Origin of the sequence: Bacillus sp. FSL K6-2865, from assembly GCF_040311405.1 — a bacterium.
GTDB lineage: Bacteria > Bacillota > Bacilli > Bacillales > Bacillaceae > Bacillus > Bacillus velezensis.
The window spans coordinates 1173300-1191886 of the sequence record NZ_CP152036.1; the positions used below are offsets into that span (position 1 = coordinate 1173300).

22 protein-coding genes, 1 tRNA gene, 1 pseudogene and 1 riboswitch are annotated in these 18587 nt (G+C 41.8%); of the genes and pseudogenes, 11 read left to right on the forward strand and 13 right to left on the reverse strand.

Annotated features, from left to right (window positions below; all coding sequences use genetic code 11):
• Positions 1 to 12: 12 nt before the first annotated feature.
• Positions 13 to 2298 (reverse strand): ATP-dependent helicase, encoded by a 2286-nt coding sequence (locus NYE42_RS05910; protein WP_095352241.1) that lies wholly within the window; start codon positions 2296 to 2298, stop codon positions 13 to 15.
• Between the two features lie 120 nt (positions 2299 to 2418).
• Here NYE42_RS05910 and NYE42_RS05915 point away from each other — a divergent pair, with 120 nt between their 5' ends.
• Both NYE42_RS05915 and bla read left to right on the forward strand, forming a co-directional pair.
• Positions 2419 to 2673: a hypothetical protein gene (locus NYE42_RS05915; RefSeq protein ID WP_020955647.1), complete on the forward strand. Its 255-nt coding sequence runs from the start codon at positions 2419 to 2421 to the stop codon at positions 2671 to 2673.
• 68 nt (positions 2674 to 2741) lie between these two features.
• Positions 2742 to 3491 carry a subclass B1 metallo-beta-lactamase gene (bla, locus tag NYE42_RS05920; RefSeq protein ID WP_094032352.1) on the forward strand — a complete coding sequence of 250 codons (750 nt, stop codon included), beginning with the start codon at positions 2742 to 2744 and terminating at the stop codon, positions 3489 to 3491.
• Positions 3492 to 3532: 41 nt separating this feature from the next.
• Here the strand turns inward: bla and NYE42_RS05925 are convergent, their stop codons facing one another.
• The 6 genes from NYE42_RS05925 to NYE42_RS05950 form a co-directional block, all read right to left on the reverse strand.
• The gene (locus tag NYE42_RS05925; protein WP_144664088.1) at positions 3533 to 4255 is read right to left on the reverse strand and encodes an ABC transporter permease; all 723 of its coding nucleotides are present in this window, start codon (positions 4253 to 4255) and stop codon (positions 3533 to 3535) included.
• Complete coding sequence (locus NYE42_RS05930) at positions 4248 to 4985, reverse strand: ABC transporter ATP-binding protein (protein ID WP_007409079.1); 738 nt, start codon at positions 4983 to 4985, stop codon at positions 4248 to 4250. Before NYE42_RS05930 ends, NYE42_RS05925 begins: the two co-directional genes overlap by 8 nt.
• On the reverse strand, positions 4986 to 5219 hold the full coding sequence (locus NYE42_RS05935) for an AbrB/MazE/SpoVT family DNA-binding domain-containing protein (protein ID WP_007409078.1): 234 nt from the start codon (positions 5217 to 5219) through the stop codon (positions 4986 to 4988). It lies immediately after the preceding gene.
• 159 nt (positions 5220 to 5378) lie between these two features.
• Positions 5379 to 5810 carry a GNAT family N-acetyltransferase gene (locus NYE42_RS05940; RefSeq protein ID WP_144664089.1) on the reverse strand — a complete coding sequence of 144 codons (432 nt, stop codon included), beginning with the start codon at positions 5808 to 5810 and terminating at the stop codon, positions 5379 to 5381.
• 4 nt (positions 5811 to 5814) lie between these two features.
• Positions 5815 to 6330 carry a YjcG family protein gene (locus tag NYE42_RS05945; RefSeq protein ID WP_007409076.1) on the reverse strand — a complete coding sequence of 172 codons (516 nt, stop codon included), beginning with the start codon at positions 6328 to 6330 and terminating at the stop codon, positions 5815 to 5817.
• Between the two features lie 25 nt (positions 6331 to 6355).
• Positions 6356 to 7078, reverse strand: coding sequence for an esterase family protein (locus tag NYE42_RS05950; protein WP_007409075.1), 723 nt, complete (start codon positions 7076 to 7078; stop codon positions 6356 to 6358).
• Between the two features lie 174 nt (positions 7079 to 7252).
• Positions 7253 to 7378, forward strand: a riboswitch (SAM riboswitch).
• Between the two features lie 69 nt (positions 7379 to 7447).
• On the opposite strand from NYE42_RS05950, the gene NYE42_RS05955 reads away from it, so the two are divergent.
• From NYE42_RS05955 to NYE42_RS05965, 3 genes are all read left to right on the forward strand, one after another.
• The gene (locus NYE42_RS05955; RefSeq protein WP_352426824.1) at positions 7448 to 8566 is read left to right on the forward strand and encodes a methionine biosynthesis PLP-dependent protein; all 1119 of its coding nucleotides are present in this window, start codon (positions 7448 to 7450) and stop codon (positions 8564 to 8566) included.
• Positions 8563 to 9738, forward strand: coding sequence for a cystathionine beta-lyase (metC, locus tag NYE42_RS05960; RefSeq protein ID WP_352426825.1), 1176 nt, complete (start codon positions 8563 to 8565; stop codon positions 9736 to 9738). Before NYE42_RS05955 ends, metC begins: the two co-directional genes overlap by 4 nt.
• A gap of 138 nt (positions 9739 to 9876) precedes the next feature.
• Positions 9877 to 9949 (forward strand) — tRNA-Val (locus tag NYE42_RS05965).
• A gap of 67 nt (positions 9950 to 10016) precedes the next feature.
• Here the strand turns inward: NYE42_RS05965 and NYE42_RS05970 are convergent.
• Positions 10017 to 11147 (reverse strand): site-specific integrase, encoded by a 1131-nt coding sequence (locus tag NYE42_RS05970; protein ID WP_163113785.1) that lies wholly within the window; start codon positions 11145 to 11147, stop codon positions 10017 to 10019.
• 166 nt (positions 11148 to 11313) lie between these two features.
• Here NYE42_RS05970 and NYE42_RS05975 point away from each other — a divergent pair, with 166 nt between their 5' ends.
• Positions 11314 to 13068 carry a hypothetical protein gene (locus tag NYE42_RS05975; RefSeq protein WP_352426826.1) on the forward strand — a complete coding sequence of 585 codons (1755 nt, stop codon included), beginning with the start codon at positions 11314 to 11316 and terminating at the stop codon, positions 13066 to 13068.
• Between the two features lie 40 nt (positions 13069 to 13108).
• Entirely contained in the window at positions 13109 to 13840 is a 732-nt protein-coding gene (locus tag NYE42_RS05980; RefSeq protein WP_144464039.1) for a hypothetical protein, read from the forward strand.
• Between the two features lie 419 nt (positions 13841 to 14259).
• Here NYE42_RS05980 and NYE42_RS05985 read toward each other — a convergent pair whose 3' ends face one another.
• The 3 genes from NYE42_RS05985 to NYE42_RS05995 all read right to left on the reverse strand — a co-directional run bounded on the left by NYE42_RS05985 (position 14260) and on the right by NYE42_RS05995 (position 15491).
• Complete coding sequence (locus tag NYE42_RS05985; protein WP_352426827.1) at positions 14260 to 14682, reverse strand: hypothetical protein; 423 nt, start codon at positions 14680 to 14682, stop codon at positions 14260 to 14262.
• Positions 14683 to 14888: 206 nt separating this feature from the next.
• A complete protein-coding gene (locus tag NYE42_RS05990; protein WP_015417238.1) occupies positions 14889 to 15137 on the reverse strand; it encodes a hypothetical protein in 249 nt (82 codons plus the stop codon).
• Between the two features lie 126 nt (positions 15138 to 15263).
• The gene (locus tag NYE42_RS05995; protein ID WP_015417239.1) at positions 15264 to 15491 is read right to left on the reverse strand and encodes a helix-turn-helix domain-containing protein; all 228 of its coding nucleotides are present in this window, start codon (positions 15489 to 15491) and stop codon (positions 15264 to 15266) included.
• Between the two features lie 181 nt (positions 15492 to 15672).
• On the opposite strand from NYE42_RS05995, the gene NYE42_RS06000 reads away from it, so the two are divergent.
• Positions 15673 to 15801, forward strand: a complete 129-nt coding sequence (locus NYE42_RS06000; RefSeq protein ID WP_256683769.1) for a hypothetical protein — start codon at positions 15673 to 15675, stop codon at positions 15799 to 15801.
• A gap of 26 nt (positions 15802 to 15827) precedes the next feature.
• On the opposite strand, the gene NYE42_RS06005 is transcribed toward NYE42_RS06000, so the two are convergent.
• Together NYE42_RS06005 and NYE42_RS06010 are read right to left on the reverse strand one after the other, a co-directional pair.
• Positions 15828 to 16070 (reverse strand): hypothetical protein, encoded by a 243-nt coding sequence (locus NYE42_RS06005; RefSeq protein WP_101293889.1) that lies wholly within the window; start codon positions 16068 to 16070, stop codon positions 15828 to 15830.
• Between the two features lie 48 nt (positions 16071 to 16118).
• Positions 16119 to 16967: pseudogene (locus NYE42_RS06010) on the reverse strand (T7SS effector LXG polymorphic toxin); the annotation flags it as partial.
• A gap of 560 nt (positions 16968 to 17527) precedes the next feature.
• On the opposite strand from NYE42_RS06010, the gene NYE42_RS06015 reads away from it, so the two are divergent.
• From NYE42_RS06015 to NYE42_RS06025, 3 genes are read left to right on the forward strand one after another with little or no spacing between them, the layout of a single operon-like run.
• The gene (locus tag NYE42_RS06015) at positions 17528 to 18076 is read left to right on the forward strand and encodes a hypothetical protein (RefSeq protein WP_064116066.1); all 549 of its coding nucleotides are present in this window, start codon (positions 17528 to 17530) and stop codon (positions 18074 to 18076) included.
• 48 nt (positions 18077 to 18124) lie between these two features.
• Positions 18125 to 18355, forward strand: a complete 231-nt coding sequence (locus tag NYE42_RS06020) for a hypothetical protein (RefSeq protein ID WP_039251891.1) — start codon at positions 18125 to 18127, stop codon at positions 18353 to 18355.
• Positions 18356 to 18397: 42 nt separating this feature from the next.
• The gene (locus tag NYE42_RS06025) at positions 18398 to 18571 is read left to right on the forward strand and encodes a hypothetical protein (RefSeq protein ID WP_175406755.1); all 174 of its coding nucleotides are present in this window, start codon (positions 18398 to 18400) and stop codon (positions 18569 to 18571) included.
• Positions 18572 to 18587: the final 16 nt, after the last annotated feature.

The window sequence follows — 18587 nt, forward strand, 5'->3', positions numbered from 1 at the left end:
CTGCCGGGTTCTTTATATCCTGAGTGCGCTCCGTCTGTCCGTCCGAAGAAGGGGCTCGAGAAATCTTGAGCTGCGCGCTGTTTTTCCCCGCCTGTACGCGGGACAAGATACATATAAATGCTGCATGGCCCTTGTCATTGCGACATACAGAAGCCGTCTTTCTTCTTCGAGCGGAGCGGGATCGCCCTGTCTCGCCGTCTCAAGCGCGAAGTCATGGGGGATCGAGCCGTCAGCCGCGCCTAAAATATAGACCGTATTGAATTCAAGACCTTTAGAGCGGTGAATGGTCAGCAGTTCGACGCCGTTTTCATCGGTTTTCAGATTCTCAGCGGCGCGCATATGATCGACATGCGCAAGAAAATCGGGAATGGTTTTGAATTTTTTGGCGGCCACTTTGACATCCCTGAGATCATCAGAGCCTTTTTCCAGTTTGTTTCCCTCATTGCCCCGTTTTTTTAAATACTCGGAAAAACCCATTTTGCTTTCTGCAAAGGTGATGGCTTCAACCGGCTTCATTGTCCGGATGCTTGCGAAAAACGGAACGATCTGCTTGATCTTCCCTATTTGAAAAGGCTTCAGGTCAGGCAGTTTCGTCAGTGCCTTAATCATCGTGCAATCTTCCGTAATTGACAGCGCCTTTAACGTTTGCAGGGCGGATTGCTTTAAAAATAAGGCGGGCAGCAGGTCTTTCACCGCATCCGGATCATCTTCATTCTGACTCGCATATAAGTAGGCGAGGATCTGGCGTACGATTCTGCGGCTGTAGAACGTCTGCACGCCCCGGTCGGCATGATAAGGAATCGATGATTGGTGCAGTCTTTCATAAATGGCCCGTCCGGCGCTGTTTGTCCGGTAAAGCACGGCAAAATCGTCAGGACTCGCCCCGTTTTGAATCTTCTCTTTCATATCCGAAACGATCATGGTCGCTTCTTCTTCTTCATCGTAAGGATAAAACATCACGGGATTGTGAACGCCGTCTTTGACGGCAGAAAGTGTTTTTTCATACCGTTTTTTATTTTTCTTTACGACGGCATGAGCGCTTGAGACGATCGGATGCGGCGAGCGGTAATTTGCCGTTAAGTAAATGGTCTTTGCTGCCGGATAATCCTTTTGAAAGTCAAGAATGAAAGACGGGCTGCTGCCGCGGAACGCATAAATGGATTGGTCGTCATCACCCACGCAGCACAGGTTATTCTCTGGGCTTGCGATCATTTGCATAATGTTGTACTGGACAGGATTGATATCTTGAAATTCATCAATCAAAATATGAGAAAATCTGTTTTGGTACTGCGCGAGAATATCAGGCCGGCTTTGAAACAGTTCATAACAGCCTTGGGCCATGTCATCAAAATCAAATTGCCGTTTTTCCCGCTTCTGCCGTTCGTAATGTTCGTAGAGCCTGTACACTTTTTTCTCCCAGTCGTCCGCAAGCGGAATGGTCTCATGGGGGAGATACGTGTTTTTCCAGCAGCCGATAAGCTGAAGCGCCTGGTCGATGGGAAACTCTTTTTCATCCAAATTTTCTTCATAGAGCGCCTTTTTCACATATTGCTCTTTTTGCCACTCCATTTTTAAAAGCTGGCTGCCGTTCCATTTTGAAGAATCATAATGATAGAGTATTTTATAGAAAAAGCTGTGGAATGTTCCTGTCACGAGACGGGAGACTTTTCCGGCTGCCAGACCGTACTCATTTGCCATCCGCTCTTTCATTTCGGCGACGGCTTTTGTCGTAAAGGTCACAAGCAGCATATTCTCAGGTGAAATGCCGAGGTGTTCAATCATATGGGCGGCGCGTGCTGTCAGCACCCTTGTTTTTCCGCTTCCCGCTCCGGCAAGCACTAATAAAGGCCCGTCCGTTTCAGTAACTGCCTTCATCTGTTCACGGTTCAGGCCGATGCCGGGGAACAAAGATGTATCAGCCGCCTCGGATGTTGGTGAAAACGGTTCGGCCGCAGGCACTTTTTTCGGGCTTTTCCATTCTGAGACGATCGGTTTCGGATTCTCTGAAATCGCTTTTCCTTTCGGCAGGCGGAACATGCCGGCTTCCTTATACTCTTCTGTTTCTTTCTCCGCTAGTGGTTCCTTGGCCGCGCATGCTTTTTCACAGGCGGTGAAGTCTCCCTTTTGCCGGTGATAAAATGCCGGCTGCTCTAAAATCGAAAGCCGCATCAAGACGGGCTGCTCACAATGTGCGCAAAAAATATTTCCTTTCTGAGCTTCTTCAAAAAGGAATTGGTAATGTTCTCTAGAATATGTATGTAAATGTATCGTTCGGTTATTCAGTCGGGCGCATTTCAAAAAGGGGTCCTCCCATTAAAAGGTGTTCATCCATTTGATAGACAAAGAATATCATAACAAAAGAACAGCGTTTCAAAAAGTAAGATTAAGGGAAATGAAAAGCGAAGGGGAGGGGTACATATGATTTATGCAGGACGGATTCAAAACCAGCAGTATTCTCAATACGCAAACCGGGCAGCGGGTTATAAGCCTGATTACGCCGGCATTACGAAAGCGGCCGCCCTCGCCAATGACAGGGTGTACAGAGAGGTGGAGCGCCGCCAGGAAAACACCGCAGCCGCAGAAAAGAAAGTACATGAGGAAAAACGTAAGCGCTCTCTTTCCCGTCTGCCGCAAATCATGGGAAAAGGCCGGTTAATAAATCAATACGTGTGAAAAAGCCCGGATATATCCGGGTTTTTTTGAGTCGTATATATGAAAGATGCGGAAAGGAATGATTCAATTTGAGAAAGCTTTCATTATTAATTGCGGGGTTATTTCTTTTCGGCCTCTTTACTCCCGGAATGAAACCGGCAGACGCGGCGGAGGGCTCCGCAGCAAAAGGTGTCACTCTCACACAGCTGGCGCCGCATGTCTGGATGCATACAAGCATCGGTACGGCAGACGGAAGTCCCGTCCCTGCGAACGGATTGCTTCTTGAGACTTCCAAAGGAATCGTACTGATTGATACTCCGTGGAATGACAGTCTCACAGAGCAATTAATGACACAAATAAAAAAGCGGTTTCCCGGCAAAAGGATGACCGATGCCATTGTGACACACGCCCATGATGATCGTATCGGCGGTCTGAACACCCTGTACAAATACGGTGTAAAGGTGCACAGCACGAAGCTGACCGCCGACTTCGCCCGACAGCAGGGATATGACCGGCCGCTCGGAGATCTGAAAAACGTGACAAAGCTGCAGTTTGGCGATATGAAAATTGAAACGTTTTATCCGGGAAAAGGGCATACGGAAGACAATATGACCGTCTGGCTGCCTGAGGATAAGCTCTTATTCGGCGGTTGCTTAATCAAGGCTTTAGAAACAAAGGAAATCGTGCCTACTCCCGGCTTTTATCCGGATCAGTGGCCGCGCGCCGTCCGCAAAGTCATGAAAAGATATCAGGACATCAGCATTGTCGTTCCGGGGCATGGCAGTCCGGGGGATGACCGTCTGCTGCCGCATACGATAAGCCTTCTGAAAGAAACGTAATAAAGAAGACCGGCGCTCCCATTACGGAGTGCCGGCTTTTTTTATCTCTTCCTGATTTTCATAAAACTGAGGAAAGCAAGTGCAAGCGCCAAAACGGTATATCCCGCTATCGGCCAAATATGCTGATGAAAGGAAGAATAATCTCCGGATATGACTTCCTGGGCCAGCTCGATCGAGTGAATAAACGGTAAGGCATAAGCGATATGTTTGAATGTGTCACCGAGCAGGCTCACCTCCATCCAAGCCCCGCCCAGAAATTGCACGAGTGTAATATAAATCGTTCCGATACCTGAAATTTGTTTGTCCGTAAACACAGCCCCTAAACATAAACCGAAGAAAACGGACATCATCGCAATCGGCAGCAAGACAGCGATACCTGCGAGAAGATTCATCCACTCGGCGGATAAACCGACAGCAGCAGCTGCGATAAAACAAATGACGATTTGTAAAATGGCTAACGGCAGCATCGGCATTGCATAACCGATAACATAATCGGCTGTTTTTAAAGGGGAAGCAAACAAACGGGTCAAAAGGGCGGTCTGTTTGTCTTTTGCGATCAGCAATGCAGAGAACATCGTAAGGAAAGCGAAACCGAAAACAATGAGTCCGGGTGCTAAATGCTGAATTTTAAAGGTATCAAGCGGCGCATTTTTTTCAATCGCCGTAAACAGAAACAATAGAATAACAGGCAGTGCGATTCCAAGGATAATAGACAGGGGGTCACGAAAAATTTCTTTGCGGTTGCGAATGGCGAAATCAAGCATAAAGACCCGCCTCCCCGTCACAAATCGCTAAAAAGGCATCTTCAAATGTAGCTGAATGAGTTTGCTTTTTCAGAGCCTCCGCCGTACCCAGTGCTTTTAAAGTCCCATTTTCTAAAATGCAAATACGATCTGCCAGGGCTTCAGCCTCTTCTAAATAGTGTGTCGTTAAAATAATCGTCATGTCACCCTTTAATGCCTCAAGATTTTTCCACAACTCGCGGCGTGAACGGACGTCAAGCCCTAATGTCGGCTCATCTAAGAAATAAATATCCGGCTTGGTGATCATTCCCATTGCGATGCTGAGGCGGCGCTGCATTCCTCCTGATAATGTTTTGGTTTTTGCTCTTTCTTTCTCTTTTAATTGAAACAATTCGAGCATCTCATCTGTTCTTTTTTTTGCTTCTTTTTTCGGAATTCCGTAGACTCCGGCTATAAACTCTAAGTTTTCCCGTACGGTTAGATGAGGAGCGATGGCTGTTTCCTGCGGGGACATATTCAATTTCGGTTTTATTTTATCCAAATCAGTCAAAATACTGTGTCCAAGCACTGATGCATCACCGTCATCCGGAGAAAGGAGTCCGCAAAGCATACTGATTAATGTCGTTTTTCCGGCTCCGTTCTCACCGAGTAAAGCGAAAAATTCCCCTTTCTCAACTGAGAACTCAAGACGGTCAACGGCGGCGGTTTCTTTATAATGTTTCGTTAATTGCTTCAGCTCAATCGCGTGCATTTACTCATCCTCGCTATCTTCATCGATTTGCTTAGCGTTTAAAATATCTTTTGCAAACTCGAAAAAGAGTTCTTGTTTAACAAGTGCGATACCTTGCTGGTCATCCCCGAGCATAAGCAGTGAATCCCCCGGATTTATATCGAAAACATCTCTTGCTTCTTTAGGAATGACAATCTGTCCTTTTGTGCCCACTTTAACAGTCCCGAATATGTGTTTTCCTTTTGGTGCCGTCATGTTTATCCCTCCGAAATATGAATTGTATTTTTTGTATGAATTGTAATACTTCGTACACTAAACATACATTAACTTTCCATAAAATGCAATAAAATTCATGTAATAGTATTATTTTCATAAAAAAAGCACTCCTGCCATATAACAGGAGTGCTTTTGATTTTATCGTTTGTGTTCCTTTATCATTTCCAGATGGGGGATGCCCGCATCGAGAAATTCTTCGCCGGATGTGACGCGGTATCCTTGTTTTTCGTAAAACGGAACGGCCTGCGTCTGCGCATGTAAGATAAAGCTGTCGGCGCCCTTGGCTGCCGCCGCTTTTTCAAGCGCCTGCATAATGATGGCTCCGACGCCTAAAGAACGATGGCTTTTCATCACGCAGATGCGCTCTAATTTTCCATGCCCGTTTTTCAAGCGCCATCTGCCGGCTCCGACCGGCTGGCCGCCGTCATATATGACTATATGCTCTGACGTGTCTTCGAATTGATCAATCTCTTCTTCTTCCGGAACGTGCTGTTCTTTAACAAAGACCACTTTTCTGACGAAAAAAGCGTCGTTTAGCTGTTTTTCAGTTTTTGCGATGATGGATTCCAAGCAGTTATTCTCCTCCGCCTAATAAAAATGTTTCGTACACAGTCCATGAGCCGTTATCCAGCTGATAGAGCAAGTGAAAACGGTCGATGACTTCTTCGTGGGAAATGTCCAGCATTTTCAGCTGTCCGAGTACGTCGGAATGTTCATCTGACGACAGCTTCTGGCCGACCGTGACATGCGGAACGAAGCTGTATTCCGGCTCGCCGGATAATGCTCCTGAGTAGCATTTCTCACTCAGAGATTTTAATTCCTCCGTCGGCTCTGCTTTCATATATATCACATTATTCACAGGAGAAAACGAGCTGTATTTTGTGATTTTCAGAACGAGCGGATGCGACTCTTTCGCCGTCTGTCTCAGCTGTGATACGACCTGCTCGATTTCCTGTTCTGTCGCTTCAAACGGATCTCTTAGCGTCAGGTGCGGAGGAATGAGCGCGTAGCTCGGGTCGTAGCGTTTCCGGTACGAATTTGCGAGATCCTGTAATTTTTTTGATGGAAATAAAACAATACCGTATTTCATGAAAGTTCCCTCCTTAAATGAATGGTTACAGCATTTTTTTCAGCGCCGGCGTGATGAGCGGCTGCCAGTAGGTCCATTTATGATCCCCGTCGAAGGTTTCATACGTGTATTCAGACTGTTTGCTTTCCAGCAGCTGTTTGAGCTCTTCGTTCGGCGCGGTGAAATCAAGAACCTGGCCGTCTGTCGTGTGAACGCCGGTTTCTTTTTCTCCGATTTGATGATAAACGGAAATCTGTTTGAGATCCTCCGACTGCCGGACGGCATCCAGCACGTGCCCGTCAACATACGGAGACTGCATGATGACGTTTCCAAACATGTTCGGATAGTCAATCGCCGTCATAAGCGAAACGGTTCCGCCGAGGGAATCCCCGATCATGGTGCGGCCGTATCCGACTTGATAAGTCGGGTATTCTTTGTCGATAAAAGGAACGAGCTCATTTGCGATGAACCGCTTATATGAGGCGAATTTAGAGCCTTCTGGATGGTATGTGTTTCTTCGCTCCCGCACATTTTTATAAGGGACACCGATAATGATGCAGCGGTCAATTTCCCCTTTTGACATAAGCTCTTCCGCCTGCCGCCCGATTCTCCCTAATCTGAAATAATCATGGCCGTCCTGAGCGATGACCGTATGATATTTATACAGAGGGGAGAAGGTGGCGGGCAGGTAGACCAAAACGGTCATTTCCTCTTCAAGCTCATGGGAGAAAAGTTTTTTCTCATGAATGATTCCGTTTTTTGATGCCACTTCGCATTCCTCCAGGCCGCTTCTTGTCTTGATGGTTTTTTCCTATTGTACCATGAATTATTAGAAATTTCTTTCTTCAGATGCACTTCTTGCGAGAGTTCAGATAAATAAAAAGTTATTGAAATTCATTTTATAGTGCGTTAATATAGAACAATCAGAAAATACAAAACAATATTCTTATCACGAGAGGTGGAGGGACTGGCCCTTTGAAACCTCAGCAACCGGTTTGCTTTGCCGCGGGAAGGCAAAGTGCCAAGGTGCTAAATCCAGCAAGCGATTCACATGCTTGGAAGATAAGAGGAAGAGAAAAGCTCCTTCTTCTTATGAAGAGGGGGCTTTTTTATTTTTGAAAAAGGATGGTGCTTACTGATGACGCAGCATGTTGATACAAAATTAGCCCAAATCGGAAATAGAAGCGAAGAAGCAACGGGAACGGTCAGTCCGCCGATTTATCTGTCCACCGCTTACCGACATAGAGGAATTGGAGAATCTACAGGCTTTGATTATGTGCGTACGAAAAACCCGACACGCCAGCTCGTTGAAGACGCTATCGCCGTGTTGGAAAACGGTGCGAGAGGCTTTGCTTTCAGCTCGGGAATGGCAGCCATTCAAACGATTATGGCTTTATTTAAAAGCGGAGATGAATTGATTGTATCCTCCGATTTATACGGAGGCACGTACCGTTTGTTTGAAAACGAATGGAGAAAATACGGCTTAAGCTTTATTTACGATGATTTCAGCGATGAAGACTGTTTACGCTCCAAAATAACGGAAAAAACGAAAGCGGTATTTGTTGAAACGCCGACAAACCCGTTAATGCAGGAGGCGGACATTGAAAAAATCGCCCGGATTACGAAAGAAGCCGGCCTGCTTTTGATTGTGGATAATACGTTTTATACCCCGGTGCTCCAGCGTCCGCTTGAACTGGGAGCTGATATCGTCATTCACAGCGCCACAAAATATTTAGGCGGGCACAATGATCTCCTTGCTGGTCTGGCTGTCGTAAAGGATGAAGAGCTCGGCGAGATCATGTTTAATCACCAAAATGCGATCGGCGCGGTTCTTTCGCCGTTTGATTCGTGGCTTTTAATGAGAGGGATGAAAACACTCGGACTCAGAATGCGCCGTCATGAAGAAAACGCCCGTGAACTTGCAGAATTTTTAGAACAGGAAGAAGAAATCGCCGATGTGTTATATCCCGGAAAAGGCGGGATGCTGTCTTTCCGGCTGCAAAAAGAGGAATGGGTCAATCCGTTTTTAAAGGCGCTGAAAACGATCTGTTTCGCAGAAAGTCTCGGCGGGGTGGAAAGCTTTATTACGTACCCCGCGACACAGACGCACATGGATATTCCAGAAGACATCCGTATCGCAAACGGCGTCTGCAACCGTCTGCTGAGATTTTCAGTGGGCATTGAACATGCAGAAGATTTGAAGCGGGATGTAAAGCAGGCATTACAGCAAGTAAAAGAGGGGGGGCGTGTCATATGAGTAATCACAATTGGACGCTGGAAACCCAGCTCGTGCACAATCCATTTAAAACAGACGGAGCCACCGGAGCCGTCAGCGTCCCGATCCAGCATGCTTCCACATTCCATCAGTCTTCATTTGAAGAATTCGGGACATATGACTACAGCCGCTCAGGCACACCGACAAGAACAGCGCTTGAAGAAACGATCGCAGGTCTTGAAGGCGGAACGAGAGGCTTTGCTTTCAGCTCGGGAATGGCGGCGATTTCGACGGCGTTTCTGCTCTTATCCCAAGGCGACCATGTCCTCGTCACGGAGGATGTGTACGGCGGAACATTCCGCATGGTGACTGAGGTTCTGTCCCGTTTCGGAATCGAACATACCTTTGTCGATATGACGGACACAGAAGCTGTCGCCCGCGCCACCCGGCCGAACACGAAAGCCATTTATATGGAAACACCGTCAAACCCGACGCTCGGCATCACGGATATTAAGGGCGTCGTCAAACTGGCAAAGGATCACGGCTGTCTGACATACCTTGACAATACTTTTATGACGCCTGCTCTGCAGCGTCCGCTTGATCTCGGTGTAGATATCGTGCTCCACAGTGCGACGAAATTTTTAAGCGGACACAGTGACGTGCTGTCAGGCCTTGCCGCCGTAAAAGATGAAGAGCTCGGCAATCAGCTGTATAAGCTGCAAAATTCATTTGGAGCGGTGCTCGGCGTTCAGGACTGCTGGCTCGTATTGAGAGGCTTAAAAACATTGCAGGTCAGACTAGAAAAAGCGAGCCGGACAGCTGAGCGGCTGGCTGCCTATTTTGACGGACATCCCGCCATCAAAAACGTTTACTATCCCGGCCTTGCCGGACACCCGGGAGCCGATACCCATAAACGGCAAGCGAGCGGAGCGGGCGCCGTCCTGTCCTTTGAATTGGAAAGCAAAGAAGCCGTCAAAAAGCTGGTCGAAAACGTATCGCTTCCGGTATTTGCCGTCAGCCTCGGCGCCGTCGAATCCATTCTCTCATACCCTGCAGCCATGTCGCATGCCGCCATGCCGAAAGCAGAGAGGGAGAAACGCGGCATCACAGACGGCCTTCTGCGCCTGAGCGTCGGAGTCGAAAACGCCGAAGATTTAGAGCGGGACTTCGAACAGGCATTGAAAAAAATAACCCCTGCCCAAGTGAGATCATAAACGAAAAGGGCGCCGTCAATTTTGTGACGCGCCCTTTTTTTATTTTAGATAAAAAAAGTGTTGACGAATGAGAAATCAGGATATATAATTGTAAATGTCAGAGAGACAACAACATACCCAGCAACACATACATATCATGATTCCGTAGCTCAGCTGGGAGAGCGCTACCTTGACAGGGTAGAGGTCGCTGGTTCGAGCCCAGTCGGAATCATCAAGGGTTTCAGCGTGTTGGACACTTACTCGTGTCACACTGGAGTCAAAAAAAGAGGAGTCACAATTTAATGTGATTCCTCTTTTTGTTTGCCTTGTAAGATACCACTGATAAATGTGGAAGCATCCTTTTGCATGTTTGGCATTAAATGCGAATAGGTGTTAAGCGTAACCTGGATGTCCTTATGCCCTAACCTTTCTTGGACGACTTTAGGATGAAACTTTGTTAACAGTAAGGATGCATGAGAGTGTCTAAGGTTATGGAATGGGATATCAGGTAAATCAAGCTGCTTTAAATAAGCTTTGAACTGTCTTAAAAGGTTTCTTGGATTGATTGCATTCCCTGTATCTGTACATACAACTAAATCTCGGTCTGTATAGAGTCCTCCGCATAAACTCTTCTCTTTCAGTACACGACTTCTTTGTTTCTTCAGTATATGGATATCATGTTCTGATAAGTCGATGGTGCGTGTGCTTGTCGATGATTTTCCACCGTATTTTGTTTGGCCACCAGAGTGTTCTAGTGTTTGAACAATTCTCAAAACGCCATTATTGAAGTCTATATCCTTGAAACGCAAGCCTAAAATTTCACCTTGTCTAAGCCCGAAAGAAATCGCTAACCAAAATGCGATATAGTAACGACTGTTTTTAGTGTGATCCAGGAATAAAGACATCTGTTCCGCTGACCAAACTTCAACTTCTTTACGCTTAACTGATGGCTTCCTAACTTTTTCAACTGGGTTCTTTTTAATAAACTCATCTTGGACAGCTGTTTTCATTACATTGTTGAGTACGTGATATATCTTCTTTATTGTGGCAGCCGATAAGCCAGCATTAACTAACCTTGTTATAAATGCTTGTACCTTTTGAGTTGTTATATCGCTTAGTTTCATGCTTCCAAAGGCGGGGAGTATATGATTTTTCAAATTATAATGATAAACCTTTAGAGTTTGGTTGCTTACATCTGGAGTTTTGATGTTAAGCCAATACTCAACCAATTCCTTGAAGGTTGAATCATTATCTTTAAGAAGATCCCCAGAGTGATATAACTGGAGATCTTCTCTTAATGCTTCTTCTGCATCTTTCTTTAACTTGAACCCACTTCGTTTACGCTGCTTCCGTCTGCCGTTCTCATCTTTCCCTATATCAAACACATAGTACCAATTGCCGTTTCTCTTATCTTTTTTTACTGATGCCATTAATCGTTCTCCTTTTTATTTTTACCAGCTAGGGCGCTCTCCCCATCCGGTATTGCTTTTTTCGTAACCTTCTTTTAATGCACTGATAACATGTTCCTTAGCATCTTTATTGAACTAATTTCACCTGTTACTTGAACAGCAAAAACAAGTCGAAGAAAAGAAAACAATGCTTAAAAATGAACAGTACACACTGGAACTAGAAAAACAAAAGATATTAGACCATATTGAAGTAGCTAAAAAAGCAGGGGATGACACTAAAGAATTAAAAGCCCAATTACAAATGAAAATTCAGGAACTTGATGCCAAGATTAATCAGATCGCTATCTTAGATAAAGATAAGGAAACAATCCAAAATTCCATTTCTGAGCTTAAAGAAACGCTTAAATTTGAAAAATATATTACAGACGATCTTAAAGAAGAACTTTCAGTTTTTATTCTGGAAGGAGAATGGTCGAATGATAGCCTATTTGATGAAACTGAACTTTATGAAAAGAGCATAGAGGAGATGGAAAAGAGAAATGCGCCACCAATTAACATTACCTTAGATGTAGTTAACTTTTTCAATTGTCTTTCTGAATCTCATAACTGGGATAGGTGTTCACTTGGCGATACTGTTAGAATCAGATCAGAAGAACTGAAGACTGATGTGAAAGCTCGACTTGTTACATTTAATTTTGATTTTGCTCAAAAGACAATGGATGTAACAATATCAAATGGAAAGAAGATTAAAAGCGATTTTGAAACCATCAGTAATATGATGTATACATCTATAAAAACAAACACGGATTATAACAAAAGAAAAATTGACTGGGAGAATGCAACTGAAAATTTCAATATTAGGAATGACAGAATAGCTGTAAAACCTAACCCTCCAATTATTAAAAGAGACGGCACAGCTATATCTCATACAAACAATGATGATGGATCAGTAGATATCACAATAGAATGGGATTATCCAACTTCTAATGAAGACAAGTATAATATTGATGGATTTGAATTGTATCTATATTCTAGCAACGATAAGGATGAATATGTTTTCGGTTCAAAGATGGCCAGTGAAGACCTGAAGAATGTAAAGTATGACAAACGAGCTGCAGCGTTCACAGGGTTGCCCTCTAATAAATACTACACCATTGGTATTCAAGCCTATCGAAGAGTTGATGCAGATATAGAGATAACTCAATTCATTGGATCTGACATCGTAAAATCCCTTCACCCAAACGAAAACCCCTACCTCCCTTCTTCTACTGTAGAGGTGAGTGGAAACCTTAATGGAAAAGTAAACAATTTGTATACTATATCATCAGTAGCGAAGCCTGAAACTCCAGAAGCGGCAACGATTTGGATCGATCCAAAGACTAATAAACAAGAGCTTTTCAATGGTGAAGAGTGGATTGTGTCTTCTGCGGGCTCGGCTGATTCATTAAATGGTTACACGGCTTCAACACTGTCCACGCCTAATTCAATACCTGTACGTAATGACCAAGGAATCATTACAGGTTCTATAGATGGGAACGCTGAGTTTCTTGGTGGTAAACCATACTCAGAATACGCGCTATCCTCGGATGTTCCTCAGTTGGCTAGAGGGACATATGTTGGTGATGGAACAATTAGTAAGCAAATATCACTGCCTTTTACTCCAACACATGTGAAAGTGTGGCCAGTGTCTTCTAATGATTCCATGTTATTAATTGATGAGACAGGAGGTTATACGTATCAGGTAAATGAAATGGGAATATACCTGATTGGAGGAAACTCTACATATGGAATTATAAACGAACTTGGGTTTATAACAGGCTCAGACGGCAATCAAAGAGGGAATAAATTAAATACAAAGTACATCTGGGAAGCATATAGGCATGTACAAAAAACAGGCGTATCCTTATTGGATACGTCTGTTTTTTGTTGGAATAGTGAGTGAAATAACCGATAATAAGTAAAGATGGGAAGGGGAGGTTAATTTGTCAAAAAAGAAAATCATACTTCTAATATCAACACTTAGTGTTGTGGCAGTTGGTATTATTCTAGCTATAACAATTCCGATGTACATAAACAGATTAGACACCAGTAATTTAGACTCAATTGCCGAGAAAGTGGGAAATGATAAGGGAGTCAAGAAAAACTTTAATCAAGTGTGGATGTCTAAAACCGATAAATCCAATGATAAAGTATACGACTTATCTTTAGCAGCTAAACCATCTTTTACATCGCTATCAGATAAAGAAAAGTTGCTTACAGTGGGTGAAGCAATGGAAGTAGCTCAAAAAAACTCTAATTTTAATAAAATAAACTGTGGAAAAGATAAGGTTTGCTCAATCAGTCGTATCTATATTTTGCCGGATAAAAATGATAAAGCAGTCAGTTATGAAGTTGCTTATGATCCATTAAATACCCCTGAAGAAAACACTTTACTAATAAAAGATCGTGTAGATGATAATCCTGAATCAACTGGTTTCCAAAGAAGAGAAGTTACATACAGCGAAAATGATGAACAACAGTCTGAAGATGAAGAATATCAAGAAAAGAAAATTGCTATTGGCATGACCAAGCAGGAAGTTATCCAACTTAAAGATTGGGGCAGACCTATGTCTATTAATAAGACAACGACAGCATCAGGAATAAACGAACAATGGGTTTACGGCAGCAGATACCTATATTTCGATAATGGAGTATTAACAACAATACAAGAATAAAACAGCTCTATCCTTAACCGGATAGGGCTTTTTCTTTCGGACATTTGAGTCTAATCTGAAAATAGACCACACAATAAATAGACCCCTCACAAATAACTGTGAGGGGGTCTTTTTTGATTTACAAACTATTTTAAAGGAAGTATATATTAGTGTAATAATTTAAAGGTTAATAAAAAAGAGCAGGATTAATTAATCTGCTCTTTTTGTGTGATTAAATTATTTTTTATAGGGACGTCGATTTAAAATAAAATTCAAAACTGATGCTATAATAAGTACAATTGCACTGACAAAGATCAACATTATCCCCTTATCTTTATCAAGTGCTATTCTCCCTACTAGAATAGCAATTATAAATATCAGAACGAAAAATATATTTAAACCCTTATACAGATTCATACGAATCGCCCCTTTAAAGTTAATTAATTTTCATCTCTAACTCTGACAGTTTGCTTCCCTTTATAGTTCGTTCGTTCATAATAAACTGTTTTAATTCTGAATTTCTTGTTGGATTTCGGGCTTCTTTTGATGTATGTTTTGAACGACAGATTTCCATGATACATCTCCCTATAACTATATGCAGCTCCACCTAAAAAAGATGCTACAGCTCCTGGTGTCCCACCAAAGAAACCTACCCCAGCAATTACAATACCTCCTGCATAAGAACCAGCTCGTCTGTCCGGATTTTTATAATACAGTTTGTAGTTTTTGGGAAGAGTAGATTTCGACATACATTTATAAGCTGGATAACAAGCTTCAGCCTTTTTTGTTTCGGTAAATGTCCCAGAAACCAATAGAGTTAGCACAAAACCTAAAGCAATGATTACCTTGACAACTTTTTTCATTTTTACCATTCCCCCTTTATTTTTACAATTGAATACTAACATTAAAAAAGAGGGGATTAAAGTCCTACAACCTTAAAATAACATTAAATTAAGCACATAATAAATAGGAATATATATTATCAGATGAGAATTATTAACTGTTCCTCTCTTCTTATTCTCATCCATTACAATTTCGATGACTAATCTAAAGTGTGACCTATTTTAAATCAGTTTTTTAATCGACTTTCAACATCAAATAATCGCTTATTCAATAGCTCTGTCTTATTATCTACGTTCTGTATATGTTTAAGGTGAGCCGCAATATCTTTTGGCTGATTCTCTTCCAGGCGGTCTAACTTAACGTTAATCTGATTAAATTCCTTCTTTGTTTCTTCTCTAAAATCATTTAGCTCAGACTTAATGCTTTTCACTTCTCTTGAAAGTTCGTATATTGCTTGTAAAATTTTATCTTCCATCCCGTTCACCTCTCCGTACAGTATAACAGCAATTGCAATACTTTTGATTGTCCGAAATTTGTTACCAACGAATATTTCAATGGTTTTGTTTAACGAATTTTAAAAAAATAAAAGCAATACTTTTGCTTAAGACTCTTTAGGGTCATCCTCTACAAACTCTACAACTTCCTGAATTGGACAATCAAGGTACTCGCAGATCTTGTGAATTACAGAAAGCGCTACATACTCATCTTTGTTTAATTTGGCCATTGTTCCAGGAGCTAGACTCAAGTCCTGTTTTAAATCCAAATTCGTTTTGTCCTTCAATATCAATGTCACCTTTAATGGTTTATAACTTAATTTTAATGGTTTCATATTTCAAGATCACCTGTTTATAATTCAATTTCTTGAAGTAATTATAACACATATTGAACGTGAAGAATAAAAAGTCTTAATAAAATTGCAAGAAAGTGTTGACTTAAAATCGCATAAGTTGTAATCTTAATTCAAGAAGTTGAAGTGATGATAAAGCAAATTGGACGGAAGGAGCAACAATTTGAAATCAACAGCTGAAAAAGAAACTAAGCCCTCAGGGCAAGTTGTAATCAAAAAGAGAACCTTTTTAGGTGAATTCAAGCTTGAAGATTACATTGACCAACAATTCAAAATTGCACTGAGACAATGAGGAGGCCTTGAATTGAAGCGAATAACCTAACGTACAATCAATGTAAATAAACCGGCAAGTATTATAATTGCTCCACAAACTGTAATAAATGTTCCATTTTTTCGTTGTTCTGATTTAGCTGTTATTATCCCTCTGATTAGATAATAAAGGCCGACTAATATTAGAGTCCAATAAAAGAAAGCGCCATTTAAGGTAAACCCTAATATGAGAAATAAAAGAACCAATGCTAGCGATGTGTAATGGAAAAGTCTGAATGTAAGATTAGTCATTATAAACCTCCTAGTTTAAATTATCCTTAAAATACAAATAATGGGTTGTTGTTCAAGCTGCATCACATATTCCACCTGAGCGGGTTCAAGGTTTTCATAGCCGATCTTCTTCGCGATTTCCAAATACTCATCCGGATCGGTGACACCATCGGCCAGCTTTTTCTTTAGATCCTTGATTTCCCGCTCTTTCGCTTCTTCCTTTTTAATCGTCAAATAAGCATCCGAATGTCTTGCGATATCGCCTTTTTTATTATGGATGTCGCTTTCACGGTACGCTTTGGCGTTGTAGTGAAGCGGCGTGGCGCTTTTTCCTTTGCCTGTTGCGTTTTGAAGCTGCTGAAAGTCGGCTTGGATGAACTGTTCGTTCGCTTCGGTTTCTGCGTATTCTTTCGTTAGATCGTGATCAAGCTTGCCGAGCTTATGTATCGTTTCGCTTCTTTTTTTGTCAGCTGAAGAAAGCTTCTGATCTGTGCTTTCCGTTGAAAATAGATCAAGCGAGATGATGTCATCGATCTCACCGAGGATGGAGCGCATGTCCTTTTTCTGCTCTTCCATAATTGCCTTTGATTTACTGAGGGCGTGGGTGAGCTCGTGCTCCAGAAATGATTCTTCTACATGAGATCCGGAAAGACCTGCGTCTTCGATTTTGCCGGGAAGGCTTGTGAGAAATGCGATTTTCATGTCGATCAGATCAAGCCAGCTGTCTGTGACGCCGGCGTGGTCTTGGAAAAAGGCTTTGATATTGTCAGCGCCCCGGCCTGAAAAGTCGCTGTCACCGAGGTCAGCCATACCTTGAAACGATTTTTTTAGATTGACCATCTGACCGCGCAGTTTTTTATATTCACCCGCGCGCTGTTTGTCAGCGGCCAGCAGGGTGGTTGCTTCAAAAACTTTCATGACCATATCCTTTCATACGAAATACTTTAACAAGATATTACCATGTAGGAATGAAGAAACAGAACAATGTGTGATCAAGGAGAAGAAAATGAATAATTTGACCTGAGTCTTTGTCCTAAATCTTGTGTGGTTAAGAATTTGAGAAGAGAGGCTATGGGTGAGAAACCGGAGTGCAGGGAATTACTTGGCAGTGTTCGAATTAATTGAATTGGAAAGATTAAGCGGGTTAAAAAGGTTGGAACGTATTATTAGATAATGAATTATGGTGTGTGATAGATGAAGATGCAAGATGATGGTGAGGTATTAACCGGAATTGATAGATTAACGGAAAATAATGTATAATGTACCAGGCAGCTTTGAACTCATTGAAGGTGATGAACATGAAGAAATGGAAAGTTTTTATAAGGTGAAATAATTCTGAATTAAATGAAGAGATTAAATTTGTATAAGTCTTTTTGTTCTGTCTTTATTACTGACGCCCCTTTTACTTTGCTATAATGCAACTCTAAGGTTGCAGATCGCAAATGATCGAGTGCGGTGTATGAACGGGGGCAATGATTATGGTAAACAAAATATTACGCAAAATAAATGGAGCAACAATCTTCTTTGTATTGGTTTTAGCATTTGATTTAACTGTTTTCTTAATGTCTCATGATGGTTATTACTTAAGCTTTGTAGTGGAAACAAATTATATTTTCCCTGTACTGCTTACTTTAGTCGGTTTTTTTGTGTTAGCTCGTAGATATAAAATACGGCAATTATATGTAATTTGCTTAACAATTCCAGTAGTACTTATAGTTGCATTGTTGGCGGCAACTGGTGATTCATATGGGACCATTTCTTCGCCAGCTAAAAATGTAACAGTAACCATAGAATATAGAAACGCCACCTTAGGGGAAACGAATCACTTTTACGATTTTTATGTGCATGTTCCTAGTTTATACCCTGGTTTAATGAGAAAAGTGAATAAGGACACCGTATATATTATGACCCGAAATACCGAGGGTGAAGACGACCTTGATGTGTTAGGAGTAGGTAATGCCGAATGGAAAGATAACAAAATAATTTTCCATTCAGCATATGAAAAGGCGATTGAGGTTGATTTATAGTTTTAGTCTAAATTGACGCATTTCAATGAAACAGATCGGGGGATCGCAATGAAAATTTTAAAATTTAAATTTGACGATTGGTTCTTTGAGTTACATGCAGCATTTAAAGTTAATTTGGATATCCAAACAGATTATGATATCCAGAAGGATATGCTCATGATGAGTAAAGCGATACTCAAAACAACCGGCTATACAAAGTTCTTAACCCAAGATACATATATTAGATATGAAGAAAGCAACTCAGTTTATTGTCATTATTATTTTGAAGAAACTAAGTAAATATGCATCATAAGGAACTCTCGTCTTTTTTAGGAGGAAGGTATGTCAATTTTAACAATAATTGAAATCGTGTTAGTGGCAACTGTATTAGGTTTATTTGCATGGACTTTTAAAAAAGAGAAAAATACTGATGAAGATGTATTAAATTATGCTAGATATATGATTTATTTGCTTGTAGCTGAAGTTGCATTGTATGTCGTATTTCAAATTGTTTAAGTTTATTCTAGGCAAA

What these genes read in the sequence shown, in the direction of transcription:
- NYE42_RS05915 (WP_020955647.1), top strand. Translation starts at nt 2,419, where the DNA reads ATGATTTATGCAGGACGGATTCAAAACCAGCAGTATTCTCAATACGCA.
- NYE42_RS05925 (WP_144664088.1), bottom strand. Translation starts at nt 4,255, where the DNA reads ATGCTTGATTTCGCCATTCGCAACCGCAAAGAAATTTTTCGTGACCCC.
- NYE42_RS05930 (WP_007409079.1), bottom strand. Translation starts at nt 4,985, where the DNA reads ATGCACGCGATTGAGCTGAAGCAATTAACGAAACATTATAAAGAAACC.
- NYE42_RS05935 (WP_007409078.1), bottom strand. Translation starts at nt 5,219, where the DNA reads ATGACGGCACCAAAAGGAAAACACATATTCGGGACTGTTAAAGTGGGC.
- NYE42_RS05945 (WP_007409076.1), bottom strand. Translation starts at nt 6,330, where the DNA reads ATGAAATACGGTATTGTTTTATTTCCATCAAAAAAATTACAGGATCTC.
- NYE42_RS05955 (WP_352426824.1), top strand. Translation starts at nt 7,448, where the DNA reads ATGACGCAGCATGTTGATACAAAATTAGCCCAAATCGGAAATAGAAGC.
- metC (WP_352426825.1), top strand. Translation starts at nt 8,563, where the DNA reads ATGAGTAATCACAATTGGACGCTGGAAACCCAGCTCGTGCACAATCCA.
- NYE42_RS05970 (WP_163113785.1), bottom strand. Translation starts at nt 11,147, where the DNA reads ATGGCATCAGTAAAAAAAGATAAGAGAAACGGCAATTGGTACTATGTG.
- NYE42_RS05975 (WP_352426826.1), top strand. Translation starts at nt 11,314, where the DNA reads ATGCTTAAAAATGAACAGTACACACTGGAACTAGAAAAACAAAAGATA.
- NYE42_RS05985 (WP_352426827.1), bottom strand. Translation starts at nt 14,682, where the DNA reads ATGAAAAAAGTTGTCAAGGTAATCATTGCTTTAGGTTTTGTGCTAACT.
- NYE42_RS05990 (WP_015417238.1), bottom strand. Translation starts at nt 15,137, where the DNA reads ATGGAAGATAAAATTTTACAAGCAATATACGAACTTTCAAGAGAAGTG.
- NYE42_RS05995 (WP_015417239.1), bottom strand. Translation starts at nt 15,491, where the DNA reads ATGAAACCATTAAAATTAAGTTATAAACCATTAAAGGTGACATTGATA.
- NYE42_RS06005 (WP_101293889.1), bottom strand. Translation starts at nt 16,070, where the DNA reads ATGACTAATCTTACATTCAGACTTTTCCATTACACATCGCTAGCATTG.
- NYE42_RS06015 (WP_064116066.1), top strand. Translation starts at nt 17,528, where the DNA reads ATGGTAAACAAAATATTACGCAAAATAAATGGAGCAACAATCTTCTTT.
- NYE42_RS06020 (WP_039251891.1), top strand. Translation starts at nt 18,125, where the DNA reads ATGAAAATTTTAAAATTTAAATTTGACGATTGGTTCTTTGAGTTACAT.
- NYE42_RS06025 (WP_175406755.1), top strand. Translation starts at nt 18,398, where the DNA reads ATGTCAATTTTAACAATAATTGAAATCGTGTTAGTGGCAACTGTATTA.